Here is a 12,803-nt window from a genome sequence, read left to right on the forward strand (position 1 = left end):
ATGAAACTCCTCCGATTCAGGGGGCGCGTCAACGCCAGAAATCACAACACCTAGTGTTGGCTCGCATCCTCAAAACAACAGCTAGTATGTGTAATATGTGGATTTCGGGGACAAAACACAAGGAAATCAGCGCTGTCCCACCGCATATTTGATCGCCGGACGAGCGTCGATCGGGACGCAGACGTGAGATCAGATTCCGCCGCTAATGTGCGGCAATCCTTGCTGTTTGCCCCGTGTTGCCGGGCGGTAATTTGGAGTTAATCATGAGAGCGAATGGCAGAATCAGGCCGGGTTAGGTGCTGTCAAGCGAACTATTTGGGGCCAAAACCATGAGCCTCGGTCCACCATATCTGGTGTGGCTCGGTCAGGTCGCGGCCAGGGCAGTCGCGCACCGGCGAAAGGCCGGCGCCATTTGCTCACTTTGATGTCGCGGAGGCGCCGGAAGGTCTAGGCTGTGATCCCCAGCCATGCTAAACCCCAGGCCAATCGACGCCTAACCTTCGGAATCGTCCCGTGGCCCAATCCGGTATCAAGCAATTCCTGACCGAAATCTTCTCCTGGTGGGGGGGCAATACCTGGGGCACGCGCCTCTGGATCAAGCGGTTTGGCGCCTATGTCGGCTCGGACGAATTCGGCAATCGCTATTATTACGACAAGAAGCATGACCGCCGCTATGTCACCTATGCTGGTGGCTTTGCCGACGCCTCGGCCATTCCGCCGGGCTGGCACGGCTGGATGCACCATCGCACCGACATTACGCCTGAAGATGCGCGATATGAGCCGCGCTTCTGGGAAATGCCGCATCAGCCGAACCTGACCGGGACTGCCGCTGCCTACCGTCCCGATGGCAGTCTGCTCAACAAGGGCGAGCGCCCGCGCGTCACCGGCGATTATCAGGCATGGTCGCCTGAGTAAGGTCATCAACGCCTTGCGGGCATTTCTTCATGCGTTGCTACGGCCGCTGCTGACAGCGGCCGTTTTGACCTGTGCCATCTCCATGCCCGTGCAGGCGCAGCCGCTGGCCAATCCCGTGGCGACCTTTGCCGGGCTGGACAAGATCACCGGCCGCATCACCCGTTTCGATGTCTATATCGACGAGACGGTTCTGTTCGGCGCCCTCGAGATCACCCCGCGCGCCTGCTACAACCGCCCCGCCAGTGATACCTTGCAGCGAACTTCGGCGTTTCTGGAGGTCAACCAGATGAGCCTCGATGGCACGAGTGAGCGGATTTTCACCGGCTGGATGTTTGCCGATAGCCCCGCGCTCAATGCCGTGGATCACGCCGTCTATGACGTCTGGCTGATCGAATGCAAAATCTCCACCAATGTGCCGCCGCCTGATCGGCGCTGATTTTTCTTCCCGGGCGTGTTCAAATCGTCTCCGTCGCTTCGTCATTGAACGACGGCGCTGCGCCGCGATGGAGAAGGAAAATGCTGCTTAAGGACAAGGTGGCGGTGGTTTACGGCGCAAGCGGGTCGGTGGGAGGTGCCGTGGCCCGCGCCTTTGCGCGGGAGGGGGCGATTGTGCATCTGGTGGCGCGGCGGCCCGACCCGCTCGAAGCCGTTGCGCAGGAGATCATGCAGCAGGGCGGCAGGGCCCGTTGGGCGCAGGCAGATGCGCTCGATCCCGATGCAGTGGCCGCCCAACTCGAGCAGATGATTGCCTTGAGCGGCCCGGTCGGGATTGCTTTCAGCGCCATAGACTGGGGTGATTCCCAGGGGCAGAACCTTACCGAGATGAGCTTTCAGCGCTTTATCACGCCGGTCGATCGCGGGCTCAAGTCCTGGTTCAATGTCGGTGGGGCGATGGCCCGGCATATGGCCGAGAACGGGGGTGGCGTCATTCTCGGGATCACCGCCAACGCGGCGCGCGAGGCCTATACGGAAATGGGGGGATTCGGCATTGCCTGCGCGGCTGTGGAGCATTTTCTGCGCCACCTGGCGGTTGAAAACGGGCCAAGAGGCGTGCGCTGCTGCTGGGTGCGCTCGCCGGGATCGCCGGATGCTGCGGGTGTGCGCGAGGCATGGCTGCTCCATGCGCGCGAACGCGGTATTGGTTTCGAGGAAATGTATCAGGAAGTGGCGAGGGACACACCTTTGCGCCGGATCGCCTCACTGGCGCAGGTGGCCGACGCCGCCGTCCTGCTGGCCAGCGATCTTGCCGCGAGCATGACCGCGACCATGGCCAATGTCACCGGCGGCGCCCAGATCGATTGAAAGCCGGGAGGAGAAACGCAAAATGATGACATTGCCCGAGATCACGATCCGCCCGGCGCAAAGCTATGTCTATGTGCCGTTCACGGTCACCATGCGGCAGATGCAGCGACCGGCCTCCGAAGGCTTTCCGCTTCTATTCGACTATATCGCGCGCCATGGCCTGACCCCTATCGGCGCGCCTTTCTACAATTACCGCCGTATCAATATGGCCGAAACGCTGGATGTCGAGGCGGGGATCGCCGTGGACCACTCCGGACCCGAAACGGACAGCGTCAAGGTGGGGACATTGCCTGCCGGGCGCTTTATGGGACTGACCTGGCACGGCCATCCTGATGCGCTGGAAACGGTGACGGGCATGCTGATCGGCTGGTCAGAACTCACCAGGCAACCCTTCGATCGGCATAGCGAGGGCAAGGATGATTTCTTTGCCTGCCGTCTCGAAATCTACGAAAGCGATCCGGCGGAGGTGCCGGACATGCAGGACTGGGTCACGACATTGGCCTTCAGGCTCGCGGACTAAAACATTTCGTCCAAGGCGCAATAATACTCATATTTCGCCTCGTCCCATTCGGCGCCATAGGCGGCGAGGAAGGCCGCGACATGTTCCCGGCCAATATTATAGGCAATGCTGCGGCAGGCTAGGGCCAGATCCTGCCAGACATCGGAGCGGCCGAGCCGGCCACAATCGATCAGGCCGGAGAAGCGGCCATTTTCGGCCAGAATATTGGGCGCCGAGGCATCGCCATGAGTGACGATGGTCTGGCCGGTCGATGGACGATTCGCCGTCAGCCAATCGAATACCTGTTCCGCCGTCCAGCCCAGATGTCCGGTGTCGAAGTCGGTTTCGTCGACCAGCCCCGCCTTCATGCGGGCTTCGGCTGCGTCGAGGCGCGCATCGAGGCCATGATCGAAAGGGCAAGTGCTGGGATCGAGCGCATGCAGACGCTTGAGGCCCTGCGCATAGGCCCGAACGAAATCCGCCGGCCTGCCCGCATAATGCGTCAGATCCTGGCCGGGTACGGCGCTCATCAGCAGAAAGATCCGGTTATCGACCTGCTCGGCCTCTATCACACGGGGCGCTTTGAAGCCCATGCCGGTCAACCAGTTGAGGCGGGCGATTTCCCCCGGCAGTTCGGCGAGCTCGTGCCGGACTTCGTTCTTGAGAAATGCCGAATTGCCGTTGCCGAGATCGATCCTCCACACATCGCAGGCCGATTTGCCAATGGTGACCGGAATCCAGTCGAGGTTCAGCAGGGGAGCAAGGCTGGAGGGCAGGGCGGCCGGTTTCATCGCGCCTTGTCCCAAGCGGTCCAGTCGGCATCCATGGCCAACGCTCGCGCCAGGCGGTCCTCATATTCGGCGCGGGTGATTTCGATGCCACCAAGCGAGGCGAGATGGTCGGTGAGGAATTGGGTGTCGAGCAATTGGAAACCGCCTTCATTGAGGCGTTCCACCAGATGCGCCATGGCCATCTTGGAGGCGTCGGTGCGACGATGGAACATGGACTCGCCGAAAAAGGCTGCGCCGATGGCCAGGCCGTAGAGCCCACCGATCAGCGCCTCGCCGTCCCAGACCTCCACACTATGCGCGATGCCCTGGCGAAATAGGGCTCCATAGACGGAGCGTATGGTCTTGTTGATCCAGGTCGTGCGCCGATCCTGTCCAACACTGGCGCATCCCTCGATGACGCCGTCCCAGTCGGTGTCCACCCGAATGGTCCAGCTGGACTTGCGTATGGCCTTTCGCAGGCTGCGGCTGGCATGAAAACCGTCGAGCGGCATGATCCCCCGATGCTCCGGGCTGACCCAGAACAGGTCGTCGTCATCGGCATCCTCGGCCATGGGGAATATGCCGGCGCGATAGGCGCGCACGATCAGTTCGGGCGTGATCTCGACAGAGAATGGATCGGCGCGACGGGCCATCTGCGCGTCAGTCGCACTGCAGCAAAGCAGGCGTCACATGATAGGCGGTGTGCGCGGAAAAGAGCCTGCCGGACACGTTGATCCATTCACCGCGCGGAAATTTGGTGATCTGCTTGTAGTCACAGGCCAATTGCACCAGCTCAGAAAAGTCCAGCGCGTCGGTTTCGAGTTCGTCGCTGCCATTGACGCAGATCGGGGTCTCGAGGTGCAGCATCAGCGTGTCGATGGCGGCGTCGCCGCCGGCAACGCTCTCGAATTCCGGTGGGCCCGGATAGAGCCCTTCGACGACAATGCCGGTGAGTTCGATATCCTGTCCCCATTCGGCGCAATCTTGCGCCAGAACGGGAACATTTGTGCCAAGAAGCGCGACACTGCCAAGGAAAAGTCCTAACCTCATCGACGCGCTTCCTTTTGTCAGGCCTTGTTCTCCGCCAGGAATTTTTCTAGCCAGTGAATGTCGTAGTTGCCGCTAAGGATATCCTTTTCCTTCATCAGCCGCTGGAACAGGGGCAGGGTGGTCTTGACGCCATCGATGACGAATTCGTCCACGGCGCGTCCCAGGCGCTTGAGACATTCTTCGCGGGTGCGGCCATAAACGATCAGCTTGCCGATCAGCGAGTCATAATAGGGCGGAATCTTGTAGCCCTGATAGACAGCTGAATCGACGCGCACGCCAACGCCACCGGCAGGATGGTAGAAGGTGATCGTGCCGGGCGAGGGAGCAAAGGTCTGCGGATCTTCCGCATTGATGCGCACTTCGATGGCATGGCCATAAAACTGCACGTCGCTCTGCTGCATCGAGAGCTTTTCGCCCGAAGCGACGCGGATTTGCTCATAAACGATGTCGATGCCGGTAATGCGCTCGGTGACCGGATGCTCCACCTGCAGGCGGGTGTTCATTTCGATGAAATAGAACTCGCCATTCTCGTAGAGGAACTCGACAGTGCCGGCCCCGGAATATTTGAGCTTGCGCATGGCGGCGGCGCAAATTTCGCCGATTTCGTCGCGCTCTTCCGGCTTGATCGTCGGACCGCCGGCTTCTTCCCACACCTTCTGGTGACGGCGTTGCAGCGAACAATCCCGCACACCCAGATGCACGGCATTGCCCTGGCCGTCGCCGAGCACCTGAACTTCGATATGGCGCGGCTTGCCGAGGTATTTTTCCATATAGACCGAATCGTTGCCGAATGCGGCCTTGGCCTCGGTGCGGGCCGTGGACCAGGCAACCAGAAGTTCGGATTCGGTATGCGCGACTTTCATGCCGCGTCCGCCACCGCCCGCCGTGGCCTTGATCAGCACGGGATAGCCGATTTCCTTGGCGGTCCGCAGCGCCTGCTGCTCGGTCTCCACCGCCCCGGCGGAGCCGGGCACTACGGGAATGCCGAGCTCCACCGCCGTCCTCTTGGCGGTGATCTTGTCGCCCATGATTTCGATATGGTGCGCGGAAGGCCCGATAAAGGTGATGTTGTGCTCTTCGAGGATCTTGGCGAACCTGGCGTTTTCCGAGAGGAAACCATAGCCGGGATGCACCGCGTCCGCGCCGGTTATCTCGCAGGCCGCCATGATGGACGGAATGTTGAGATAGGAATCCTTGGCGGCATTGGGGCCGATGCAGACGCTTTCATCGGCGAGACGCACATGCATGGCATTGGCGTCAGCCGCGGAATGGACGGCCACGGTCTGGATGCCCAATTCCTTGCACGCACGCAGGATGCGCAGGGCGATTTCGCCGCGATTGGCAATGAGGACTTTCTGGAACACGTAAGAAGCCCCTTATTCGATGACGACGAGCGGCTCGCCATATTCGACCGGCTGGGCGTCTTCCACAAGGATGCGGGTGACGGTGCCCGAGCGGTGTGCCGGAATCTGGTTCATGGTCTTCATCGCCTCGATGATGAGCACGGTCTGGCCTTCCGAGACCTTGCTGCCCACTTCGGCGAAGGCCGGCTTGCCGGGTTCGGGCGAGCGATATGCCGTGCCGACCATCGGCGAGGTCAGCGTACCGGGATTGGAGGCGAGGTCTTCGGCCTTGGCCGGCGCAGCGGCAGGCACGGAGCCGGCCGGGGCTGACGGCGCGACAGGAGCAGGGGCAGCCATATATTGCACCGGGGCCGGCGCATATGCCGGCGCCTCATTGGGATAGGACCGGGTGACGCGGACCCGCAGGTCGTCCTGCTCGATTTCGATCTCGGCAAGGTTTTCCTTGTTGAGCAGTTCGGCAATGGCGCGGATCAGATCCTGATCCACCGATGACTTGGTCATTTTAATCGGTCTCCCGGCTTCGCGCGTCGAAGCTTCATTTCAGTTTTTGGGCCAAGGCTTCCAGGGCAAGTTTATACCCCAGGCTGCCAAAGCCGCAAATGACGCCAAAAGCGACCGACGACACATAGGAATGGTGTCGGAACGCTTCGCGCTGATGGATATTGGTGAGATGGACCTCGGCAACCGGCAGGGCCACGGCCCGAAGGGCATCGTGGATGGCGACCGAAGTGTGTGAATAGGCCGCCGGATTGATCAGGATACCGTCCGCAGTCTTGCGGGCATCCTGAATCCAGGTAACCAATTCGCCTTCATGATTGGACTGACGGAAATCCACGGCCAGGTCGAGCTGGGCTGCGGTCGTCTTGCACAGCGCCTCCACGTCCTTGAGCGTTTCCGAGCCATAGGTGCCCGGCTCGCGTGTGCCGAGCAGGTTCAGGTTCGGGCCATTGAGGACGAGAACGCGTTTTGTCATGATCCAGACCTTGTGCACCGGCACTTCCGCCCGGCGCAAGGGCGGTTACACGAAATGCACGGGAAATGCTAGCAATGCGCAGGCATTAACTGCATTTGGTGCTACCGCATTCCCGCATATTGGCGATCCGGCTGCGCAATTCGTCGGCGCCGATGGCACCGGGAATGATTTCGTTGCCGATGATATAGGTCGGGGTGCCGGTGATCCCCAGCGCCTGGGCGATTTCGTAGGAGCCCTGTATGGTGCGGGCAACCTGTTCTTCGCCCATGCGCAGTTCCAGATCGATCGGAGAAAGTCCCTGTTCCGAGGCGGCCTGCAAGGCTGCATCCTTGTCCACCTTGCCGCGGCCGGAGAACAAGGTCTGGTGGAAGGTCCAGTAATCTGCTTCGGTCTTGCTGACGAGAACGCCGACGCGGGCGGCATCGATGGATTCGTTCGAGAGGATGGGGAATTCCTTGAGGATAATCCTAAGGTTGGGATCCTCGGCGAGAAGCGCGGCCATGTCCGGCACTGCCTGGCGGCAATATCCGCAATTGTAGTCGAAGAATTCCACCAGCGTCACATCGCCGTCCGGATTGCCGACAACGATCTGATCGGGGGCATTGAAGATGGCATCGCGAAAATCGGCCATGGCAAGCTTGGTGCGTTCTTCTTCCTCGCCCCGTAGCGTGTCCTCCAATGCCATGGAGAGGCGCTGCAACAGCTTGGGATCGCTCATCAAAAAGTCTTCGATCATCGGATTAATGACCGCTGGATCGATGGCGGCCTGCTGCGGCGCTTCCGATGCGGGCTGCTCGGATATGACCTGTTCGACAATTGCCCGAACCGCCACAGCGTCCGTTTCAGCCTTGGGCTGATTGAGCAGGGAATAACCCAATGCGCCGGCGAGGATACCGGCAATTGCTGCCAGCACGATGGAAAGGCGGTTCATGAACGGCTCCAGTCGAGTCAATGCGGGACTTCTAGCAGACCCGCGCACAGAGTAGCAGCCGCTTGTGTATGGCGGGTTTGCGTCGGCATCAATTGTTGTTGAGGGCGCACCCGCTTAGGGTTAGTCCGAGGGACAGACTTGGAGCCGACATGACCGACAATGCCGCCAACGGCCTGATGCCGTTTTTAGCCATGGATATCCTCAAGCGCTCCAAGGAGATGGAGACACAGGGGCGGTCCATCTGTCATCTGGAGCTGGGTGAGCCCGGCCAGCCGCCCGCACCGCGCGTCATCGAAGCGGTCGCCAGGGCGCTGCCCGAGCCGCAAGGTTATACCAATGCCAAGGGCCTCACCGAGTTGCGCGAGGGCTTGTCCCGCTATTACGCGACCCAGCATGCAGTTGAGGTCGATCCCGACCTGATCCTTGCGACCATGGGCTCATCGGCCGGCTTCATCCTGGCCTTCCACGCCGCCTTCCGGCCCGGCGCGCGGATCGCCGTGACCCGGCCCGGTTATCCGGCCTATGTGAACACCTTGCTGGGCCTCGGCTTTGGCCTGGTCGAAGTTCCGGTCGGCGCCGCCGATGGCTGGCGTCTTACCGGCGCTGACATCGCCGCCGCCCACGCGAAGAAGCCATTCGACGGGCTGCTTTTCGCCAGCCCCGCCAACCCCACCGGGACCGCGATGGATCGTGCCGGTCTCGCGGACATCATTTCCACCTGCGCTCGCCTGAACATCAGGCTGATCTCCGATGAAATCTATCATGGTCTCGACTATCGCGGCCCCTCGGTCAGCGCGCTCGAATTGACGCGCGACGCCATCGTCATCAACAGCTTTTCGAAATATTACTGCATGACCGGCTGGCGCATCGGCTGGATGGTAGTGCCGGAAGATCTGGTGCGCCGCGCCGAGATTTTGCAGCAGAACCTGTTCATCTCGGCCCCGACCTTGAGCCAGATCGGCGCGACGGTCGCCCTGGGCGAGCGCGAATATGCCGAGGAACAGAAGGCCGGCTATGCGGTGAACCGGAAAATCTTGGCAGAAGGTTTGCGGGACATCGGTTTTGACCTGCCCTTTGCCGGCGAGGGGGCCTTTTACGCCTATGCGGGCATCAGCCGCTTTGCCAACGATTGCCTGCAATTTTGCGAAACCATGCTCGAACAGGCCGGTGTCGCCGCGACGCCGGGACTCGATTTTGACCGCAAGGACGGCGCCGGCTTCGTGCGCTTCAGCTATGCAGGAACCCGGGCTAGCGTTGAGGAAGCGCTGGAGCGGATGCAAAAATTCGTTCGGGCTGGCGGCTGAATGGCATGACCATCCCAACGCTGATCACCGAGCGGCTCATTCTGCGCGCTCCCCATATCGGGGATTTCCCGCAATACGAGGCGTTCATGGCCTCGCCTCGCGCGACATTCATGGGCGGGCCCTTCGATCAGCGCATAGCCTGGGGCATGTTCAGCAGCGACGTTGCCATGTGGCCGCTCTATGGCCACGGCGCGCTCATGATCGATCTCAAAGGCACCGGAACCTGCATCGGGCAGGTCGGTATCAATCATGGACCGCTCTTTCCCGAAAAGGAGCTGGGCTGGATGCCGTATGACGGATTCGAGGGCAGGGGCTATGCCAGCGAGGTGGGCTCGGCGCTCCGCGATTGGGCCTTCGAGACGCTGAAACTCAAGACCCTGGTGAGCTATTTTGATCCAGCGAACCACAAATCGATGGCTGTTTCGGCGCGGCTGGATGGGGGGGCAGGACGACACTGCACCTGTGCAGGACGAAGGCGATGTGGTGTTCCGGTATTCTCCGTTAAGGTGAGTGCCGCAGTTATTTGTTCCAGCCACTAACCGGACTCGGCCTGATCCCGGGGGCCTTCCACATCGGTACGAGAAGCGAAAAGGGCGGCCCGAGAGCCGCCCTTATTGTTTCTAGCCGAGGCCGAGGCGGCGCTGCCACCAGCCGACCTTCTTCTTTTCCGGTTCCGCTGCGGCAGGCGCTTCGCCCTGTTCCGACGCAGGCGCAGCCTCCTTGGCGGCCGAACTGGACGTTACCACGACCCCCTCGGGCGGCAGTTCCTTTTTCGTCCGGCGGGTCCGCGCAGGCTTCGGCTCGGCGACAGGCTCTTCGACTGCGACCGTTTCTGCCGGTGCGGCTTCCTGCACCGCCGGCTCCGCAACGGCTGCCACGGCTTCCGCCTCGACCTCTGTCTTGGGCTTGCGGGCGCGAGGCTTGCGCTTGGGCTTTTCCTCAGCGGCCGGCTCGAACGGCACATCGGGCAGGGCTTCTACCGGCGTGGTCTCTGCCGGTGCGGACTCTTCCGTCTCCGCTACCTTCTTGCGGGCACGAGGCTTGCGCTTGGGCTTTTCTTCGGCGATGGGCTCGGCGGCTATTGCCTCCTTGACCACAGCGGGCTCAAGCTCGACATGTTCGACAATGGCTTCAGCGGGCGCCTCGACAGCGGCCTCGCTATTGCCCTCACCATTGCCCTCACCGTCGCCATTCTCGCGACGGTTGCGGCGACCACCTCGGCGACCGCGACGACGACGACGGCGCTGCTCGCCATCGCTGTCCTCGCCACCCTCGACGGCTTGGCGAGCGGCAGCGTTCTCCTCGCCGTCTTCCTCGTCTTCGCCGTCTTCAGAACCAGCCACGGCGTCGCTTGCCTGCGGCGCAGCCTGATCACCATTGCGGCCCCCGCGACGGCGGCGACGGCGGCGGCGGCGGCCATTGCCTTCGCCCTCGCCATTTTCGGCATGGACGTCGGATTCTTCGGCGGCCTCTGTCTCTTCGATCGCGGCCTCGTCTTCGTCGGCATCCTCGATAACCGCGCTGTCAACGCGCACATGGGCGGCGCTACGCTGGTCGGCATAGGAGGACACGCGTGCCTCGCCCTTTTCGATGGCGAATTGGTGCCCTGTCAGCTTGCCGTCCGCCGTGATGGTGATCGACAAATGATTGCGGATTTCGAGCTGCGTCAGCGTTTCGCGCTTGAAATTCAGGATATAGAGCGCGACCTCGACCGGCACGCGGACATTGATCGACTGGCTCTGCTTGCGCAGAACATGATCTTCGATGTGGCGCATGATCATCAAAGCCAGGCTCTCGGTGGAGCGAACCAGACCGGTGCCATCGCAGATCGGGCACTTGTGGGTCGAGCTTTCAACAACGCCGAAGCGGATGCGCTGGCGGCTCATTTCCATGAGGCCGAAATGGGAAATGCGGCCCACCTGGATGCGGGCGCGATCGTCCTTGAGGCAATCCTTGAGCTTGCGCTCGACCGCCCGGTTGGAGCGGTTTTCCATCATATCGATGAAGTCGATGACAATGAGGCCGGCCAGATCGCGCAGCCGAAGCTGGCGCGCCACTTCGTCCGCCGCTTCCAGATTGGTCTGGAGTGCGGTGTCCTCGATATTGTGCTCCTTGGTGGAGCGGCCCGAGTTCACGTCGATGGAGACGAGCGCCTCGGTCGGATTGATGACGATATAGCCGCCGGAGGGCAGGGTGACTGTCGGCGAGAACATCTGGTCGAGCTGGTTCTCGACACCGTATTTCGAAAAGAGCGGCTGCTCCTCGACATAGGGCTTCACGTTCTTGGAATGGGACGGCATGATCATCTTCATGAAGTCCTTGGCCTCGCGATAGGCACTATCGCCGGCCACGAGAACTTCATCGATGTCCTTGTTGTAGAGATCGCGGATCGTGCGCTTGATCAGCGAGCCTTCTTCGTAAACGAGACAGGGCGCCTGGCTCTGCAGCGTCAGCGTACGCACGCTTTCCCACAGGCGCATCAGATATTCGAAATCGCGCTTCACTTCCGCCTTGGTGCGGGAAGCGCCGGCCGTGCGCAGGATCACGCCCATGCCCTGCGGCACTTCGAGATCGGCAGTGATTTCCTTCAAACGCTTGCGGTCGGCGGCATTGGTGATCTTGCGCGAAATGCCGCCGCCGCGGGCGGTATTGGGCATCAGCACGGAATAGCGACCGGCCAGCGACAGATAGGTGGTCAGTGCCGCGCCTTTGTTGCCGCGCTCTTCCTTGACCACCTGCACCAGCATGACCTGGCGGCGCTTGATGACTTCCTGAATCTTGTACTGGTGCCGGCGCTGCTGGCTGGAGCGGCGGCGCTCCGGCACTTCCTCCAGCGCATCGGCGCCACCGATGGATTCCACCGGCCCGCTATTTGCCGGGGCCTGTTCGATATGGCTGGCGTCACCCGGCTCCTGCGGATCGGCTTCGGCATCCGCCTCGAGCGCATTTTCTGGAACCGAGATGCTCTCTTCGCTCTCGTCGTGGCTGTCGTCGTCGTGCTCTTCGTCGCGCAGCAGCGCCTCGCGATCGGCAACGGGGATCTGATAGTAATCAGGATGGATTTCGCTGAAGGCGAGGAAGCCGTGGCGATTGCCGCCATATTCGACGAATGCCGCCTGTAGTGACGGCTCAACGCGCGTTACCTTTGCGAGGTAGATATTGCCCCGCAACTGGCGGCGGGTCGCCGATTCGAAGTCGAATTCCTCAAGCCGGTTACCGGCAGTAACGACAATCCGTGTTTCTTCCGGGTGGATACCATCCACCAGCATTCTCTTGGTCGCCATAATAAGCTCCGCGCACCCGCGCGCCGACAAGAGGACGCCGAATAGGCGGCATCCTGGGTGTGGCGCATTGCGGGGCGAATGGGTTGAGTGTTGATGAGCGCGAACCTCTCACGTTCTGCGCCTTTATATTGATGGCCAGGGCCGGCATTGTGGGCGATGCAAAACGGCAATCGGCAATTTCGATCGCGTCGCGTTTTGTTCGCCTGCAGGCCATTTGACCTCTTCCTATTGGACCGCTGGCAATTTGGGGACCAGCGGCCGTCCGGCCCGGGAGAGCCGAAATTCTTCAGTAGGGGCGTGGAAACCGCAACTTCCAACCGGGACCGAAATGGCTTTCTGCCGTCGGTCCAATCTGTTTGCCGCCACAGGGAGCGCTGGATATTGCTCCGAAAATGACCGCGAAACACACGC

Annotated in this window: 13 protein-coding genes and 1 pseudogene; 6 read left to right on the plus strand and 8 right to left on the minus strand. The window is 61.4% G+C overall.

The features are described 5' to 3' along the window. The first annotated feature begins 528 nt into the window (after window positions 1-528). The 4 genes from H0482_RS00265 to H0482_RS00280 all read left to right on the plus strand — a co-directional run bounded on the left by H0482_RS00265 (window position 529) and on the right by H0482_RS00280 (window position 2,737). Entirely contained in the window at window positions 529-915 is a 387-nt protein-coding gene (locus H0482_RS00265) for an NADH:ubiquinone oxidoreductase subunit NDUFA12 (RefSeq protein WP_193729036.1), read from the plus strand. A 13-nt stretch (window positions 916-928) separates the two neighbouring features. Beyond that, the gene (locus tag H0482_RS00270) at window positions 929-1,351 is read left to right on the plus strand and encodes a DUF2155 domain-containing protein (RefSeq protein ID WP_330998143.1); all 423 of its coding nucleotides are present in this window, start codon (window positions 929-931) and stop codon (window positions 1,349-1,351) included. Between the two features lie 80 nt (window positions 1,352-1,431). Further along, window positions 1,432-2,217 (plus strand): SDR family NAD(P)-dependent oxidoreductase, encoded by a 786-nt coding sequence (locus tag H0482_RS00275; protein ID WP_193728045.1) that lies wholly within the window; start codon window positions 1,432-1,434, stop codon window positions 2,215-2,217. Between the two features lie 22 nt (window positions 2,218-2,239). After that, complete coding sequence (locus H0482_RS00280; protein ID WP_193728046.1) at window positions 2,240-2,737, plus strand: GyrI-like domain-containing protein; 498 nt, start codon at window positions 2,240-2,242, stop codon at window positions 2,735-2,737. Here H0482_RS00280 and H0482_RS00285 read toward each other — a convergent pair. The 7 genes from H0482_RS00285 to H0482_RS00315 all read right to left on the minus strand — a co-directional run bounded on the left by H0482_RS00285 (window position 2,734) and on the right by H0482_RS00315 (window position 7,804). Next, entirely contained in the window at window positions 2,734-3,507 is a 774-nt protein-coding gene (locus tag H0482_RS00285) for an APH(3') family aminoglycoside O-phosphotransferase (RefSeq protein ID WP_193728047.1), read from the minus strand. The genes H0482_RS00280 and H0482_RS00285 overlap by 4 nt on opposite strands. Beyond that, a complete protein-coding gene (gene aat / locus H0482_RS00290; protein ID WP_193728048.1) occupies window positions 3,504-4,139 on the minus strand; it encodes a leucyl/phenylalanyl-tRNA--protein transferase in 636 nt (211 codons plus the stop codon). The genes H0482_RS00285 and aat overlap by 4 nt, the downstream gene beginning before the upstream one ends. A gap of 7 nt (window positions 4,140-4,146) precedes the next feature. Then, the gene (locus tag H0482_RS00295; RefSeq protein ID WP_193728049.1) at window positions 4,147-4,536 is read right to left on the minus strand and encodes a hypothetical protein; all 390 of its coding nucleotides are present in this window, start codon (window positions 4,534-4,536) and stop codon (window positions 4,147-4,149) included. A 17-nt stretch (window positions 4,537-4,553) separates the two neighbouring features. After that, window positions 4,554-5,900 carry an acetyl-CoA carboxylase biotin carboxylase subunit gene (gene accC / locus H0482_RS00300; protein ID WP_193728050.1) on the minus strand — a complete coding sequence of 449 codons (1,347 nt, stop codon included), beginning with the start codon at window positions 5,898-5,900 and terminating at the stop codon, window positions 4,554-4,556. 12 nt (window positions 5,901-5,912) lie between these two features. After that, window positions 5,913-6,407: an acetyl-CoA carboxylase biotin carboxyl carrier protein gene (gene accB / locus H0482_RS00305; RefSeq protein WP_407925690.1), complete on the minus strand. Its 495-nt coding sequence runs from the start codon at window positions 6,405-6,407 to the stop codon at window positions 5,913-5,915. 28 nt (window positions 6,408-6,435) lie between these two features. Next, the gene (aroQ, locus tag H0482_RS00310; RefSeq protein WP_193728052.1) at window positions 6,436-6,873 is read right to left on the minus strand and encodes a type II 3-dehydroquinate dehydratase; all 438 of its coding nucleotides are present in this window, start codon (window positions 6,871-6,873) and stop codon (window positions 6,436-6,438) included. Window positions 6,874-6,958: 85 nt separating this feature from the next. Beyond that, window positions 6,959-7,804 (minus strand): DsbA family protein, encoded by an 846-nt coding sequence (locus tag H0482_RS00315; protein ID WP_193728053.1) that lies wholly within the window; start codon window positions 7,802-7,804, stop codon window positions 6,959-6,961. A gap of 149 nt (window positions 7,805-7,953) precedes the next feature. Here H0482_RS00315 and H0482_RS00320 point away from each other — a divergent pair, with 149 nt between their 5' ends. After that, entirely contained in the window at window positions 7,954-9,108 is a 1,155-nt protein-coding gene (locus H0482_RS00320; RefSeq protein ID WP_193728054.1) for a pyridoxal phosphate-dependent aminotransferase, read from the plus strand. Between the two features lie 5 nt (window positions 9,109-9,113). After that, window positions 9,114-9,618: pseudogene (locus tag H0482_RS00325) on the plus strand (GNAT family N-acetyltransferase). Window positions 9,619-9,728: 110 nt separating this feature from the next. On the opposite strand, the gene H0482_RS00330 reads toward H0482_RS00325, so the two are convergent. Next, window positions 9,729-12,392, minus strand: coding sequence for an Rne/Rng family ribonuclease (locus tag H0482_RS00330; protein ID WP_193728055.1), 2,664 nt, complete (start codon window positions 12,390-12,392; stop codon window positions 9,729-9,731). Window positions 12,393-12,803 lie beyond the last annotated feature (411 nt).

Origin of the sequence: Devosia faecipullorum (genome assembly GCF_015158295.1) — a bacterium.
In the GTDB taxonomy this organism is placed as follows: domain Bacteria; phylum Pseudomonadota; class Alphaproteobacteria; order Rhizobiales; family Devosiaceae; genus Devosia; species Devosia faecipullorum.

What these genes read in the sequence shown, in the direction of transcription:
- aroQ (WP_193728052.1), bottom strand. Translation starts at nt 6,873, where the DNA reads ATGACAAAACGCGTTCTCGTCCTCAATGGCCCGAACCTGAACCTGCTC.
- H0482_RS00295 (WP_193728049.1), bottom strand. Translation starts at nt 4,536, where the DNA reads ATGAGGTTAGGACTTTTCCTTGGCAGTGTCGCGCTTCTTGGCACAAAT.
- H0482_RS00285 (WP_193728047.1), bottom strand. Translation starts at nt 3,507, where the DNA reads ATGAAACCGGCCGCCCTGCCCTCCAGCCTTGCTCCCCTGCTGAACCTC.
- H0482_RS00280 (WP_193728046.1), top strand. Translation starts at nt 2,240, where the DNA reads ATGATGACATTGCCCGAGATCACGATCCGCCCGGCGCAAAGCTATGTC.
- H0482_RS00315 (WP_193728053.1), bottom strand. Translation starts at nt 7,804, where the DNA reads ATGAACCGCCTTTCCATCGTGCTGGCAGCAATTGCCGGTATCCTCGCC.
- H0482_RS00320 (WP_193728054.1), top strand. Translation starts at nt 7,954, where the DNA reads ATGACCGACAATGCCGCCAACGGCCTGATGCCGTTTTTAGCCATGGAT.
- H0482_RS00330 (WP_193728055.1), bottom strand. Translation starts at nt 12,392, where the DNA reads ATGGCGACCAAGAGAATGCTGGTGGATGGTATCCACCCGGAAGAAACA.
- H0482_RS00275 (WP_193728045.1), top strand. Translation starts at nt 1,432, where the DNA reads ATGCTGCTTAAGGACAAGGTGGCGGTGGTTTACGGCGCAAGCGGGTCG.
- aat (WP_193728048.1), bottom strand. Translation starts at nt 4,139, where the DNA reads ATGGCCCGTCGCGCCGATCCATTCTCTGTCGAGATCACGCCCGAACTG.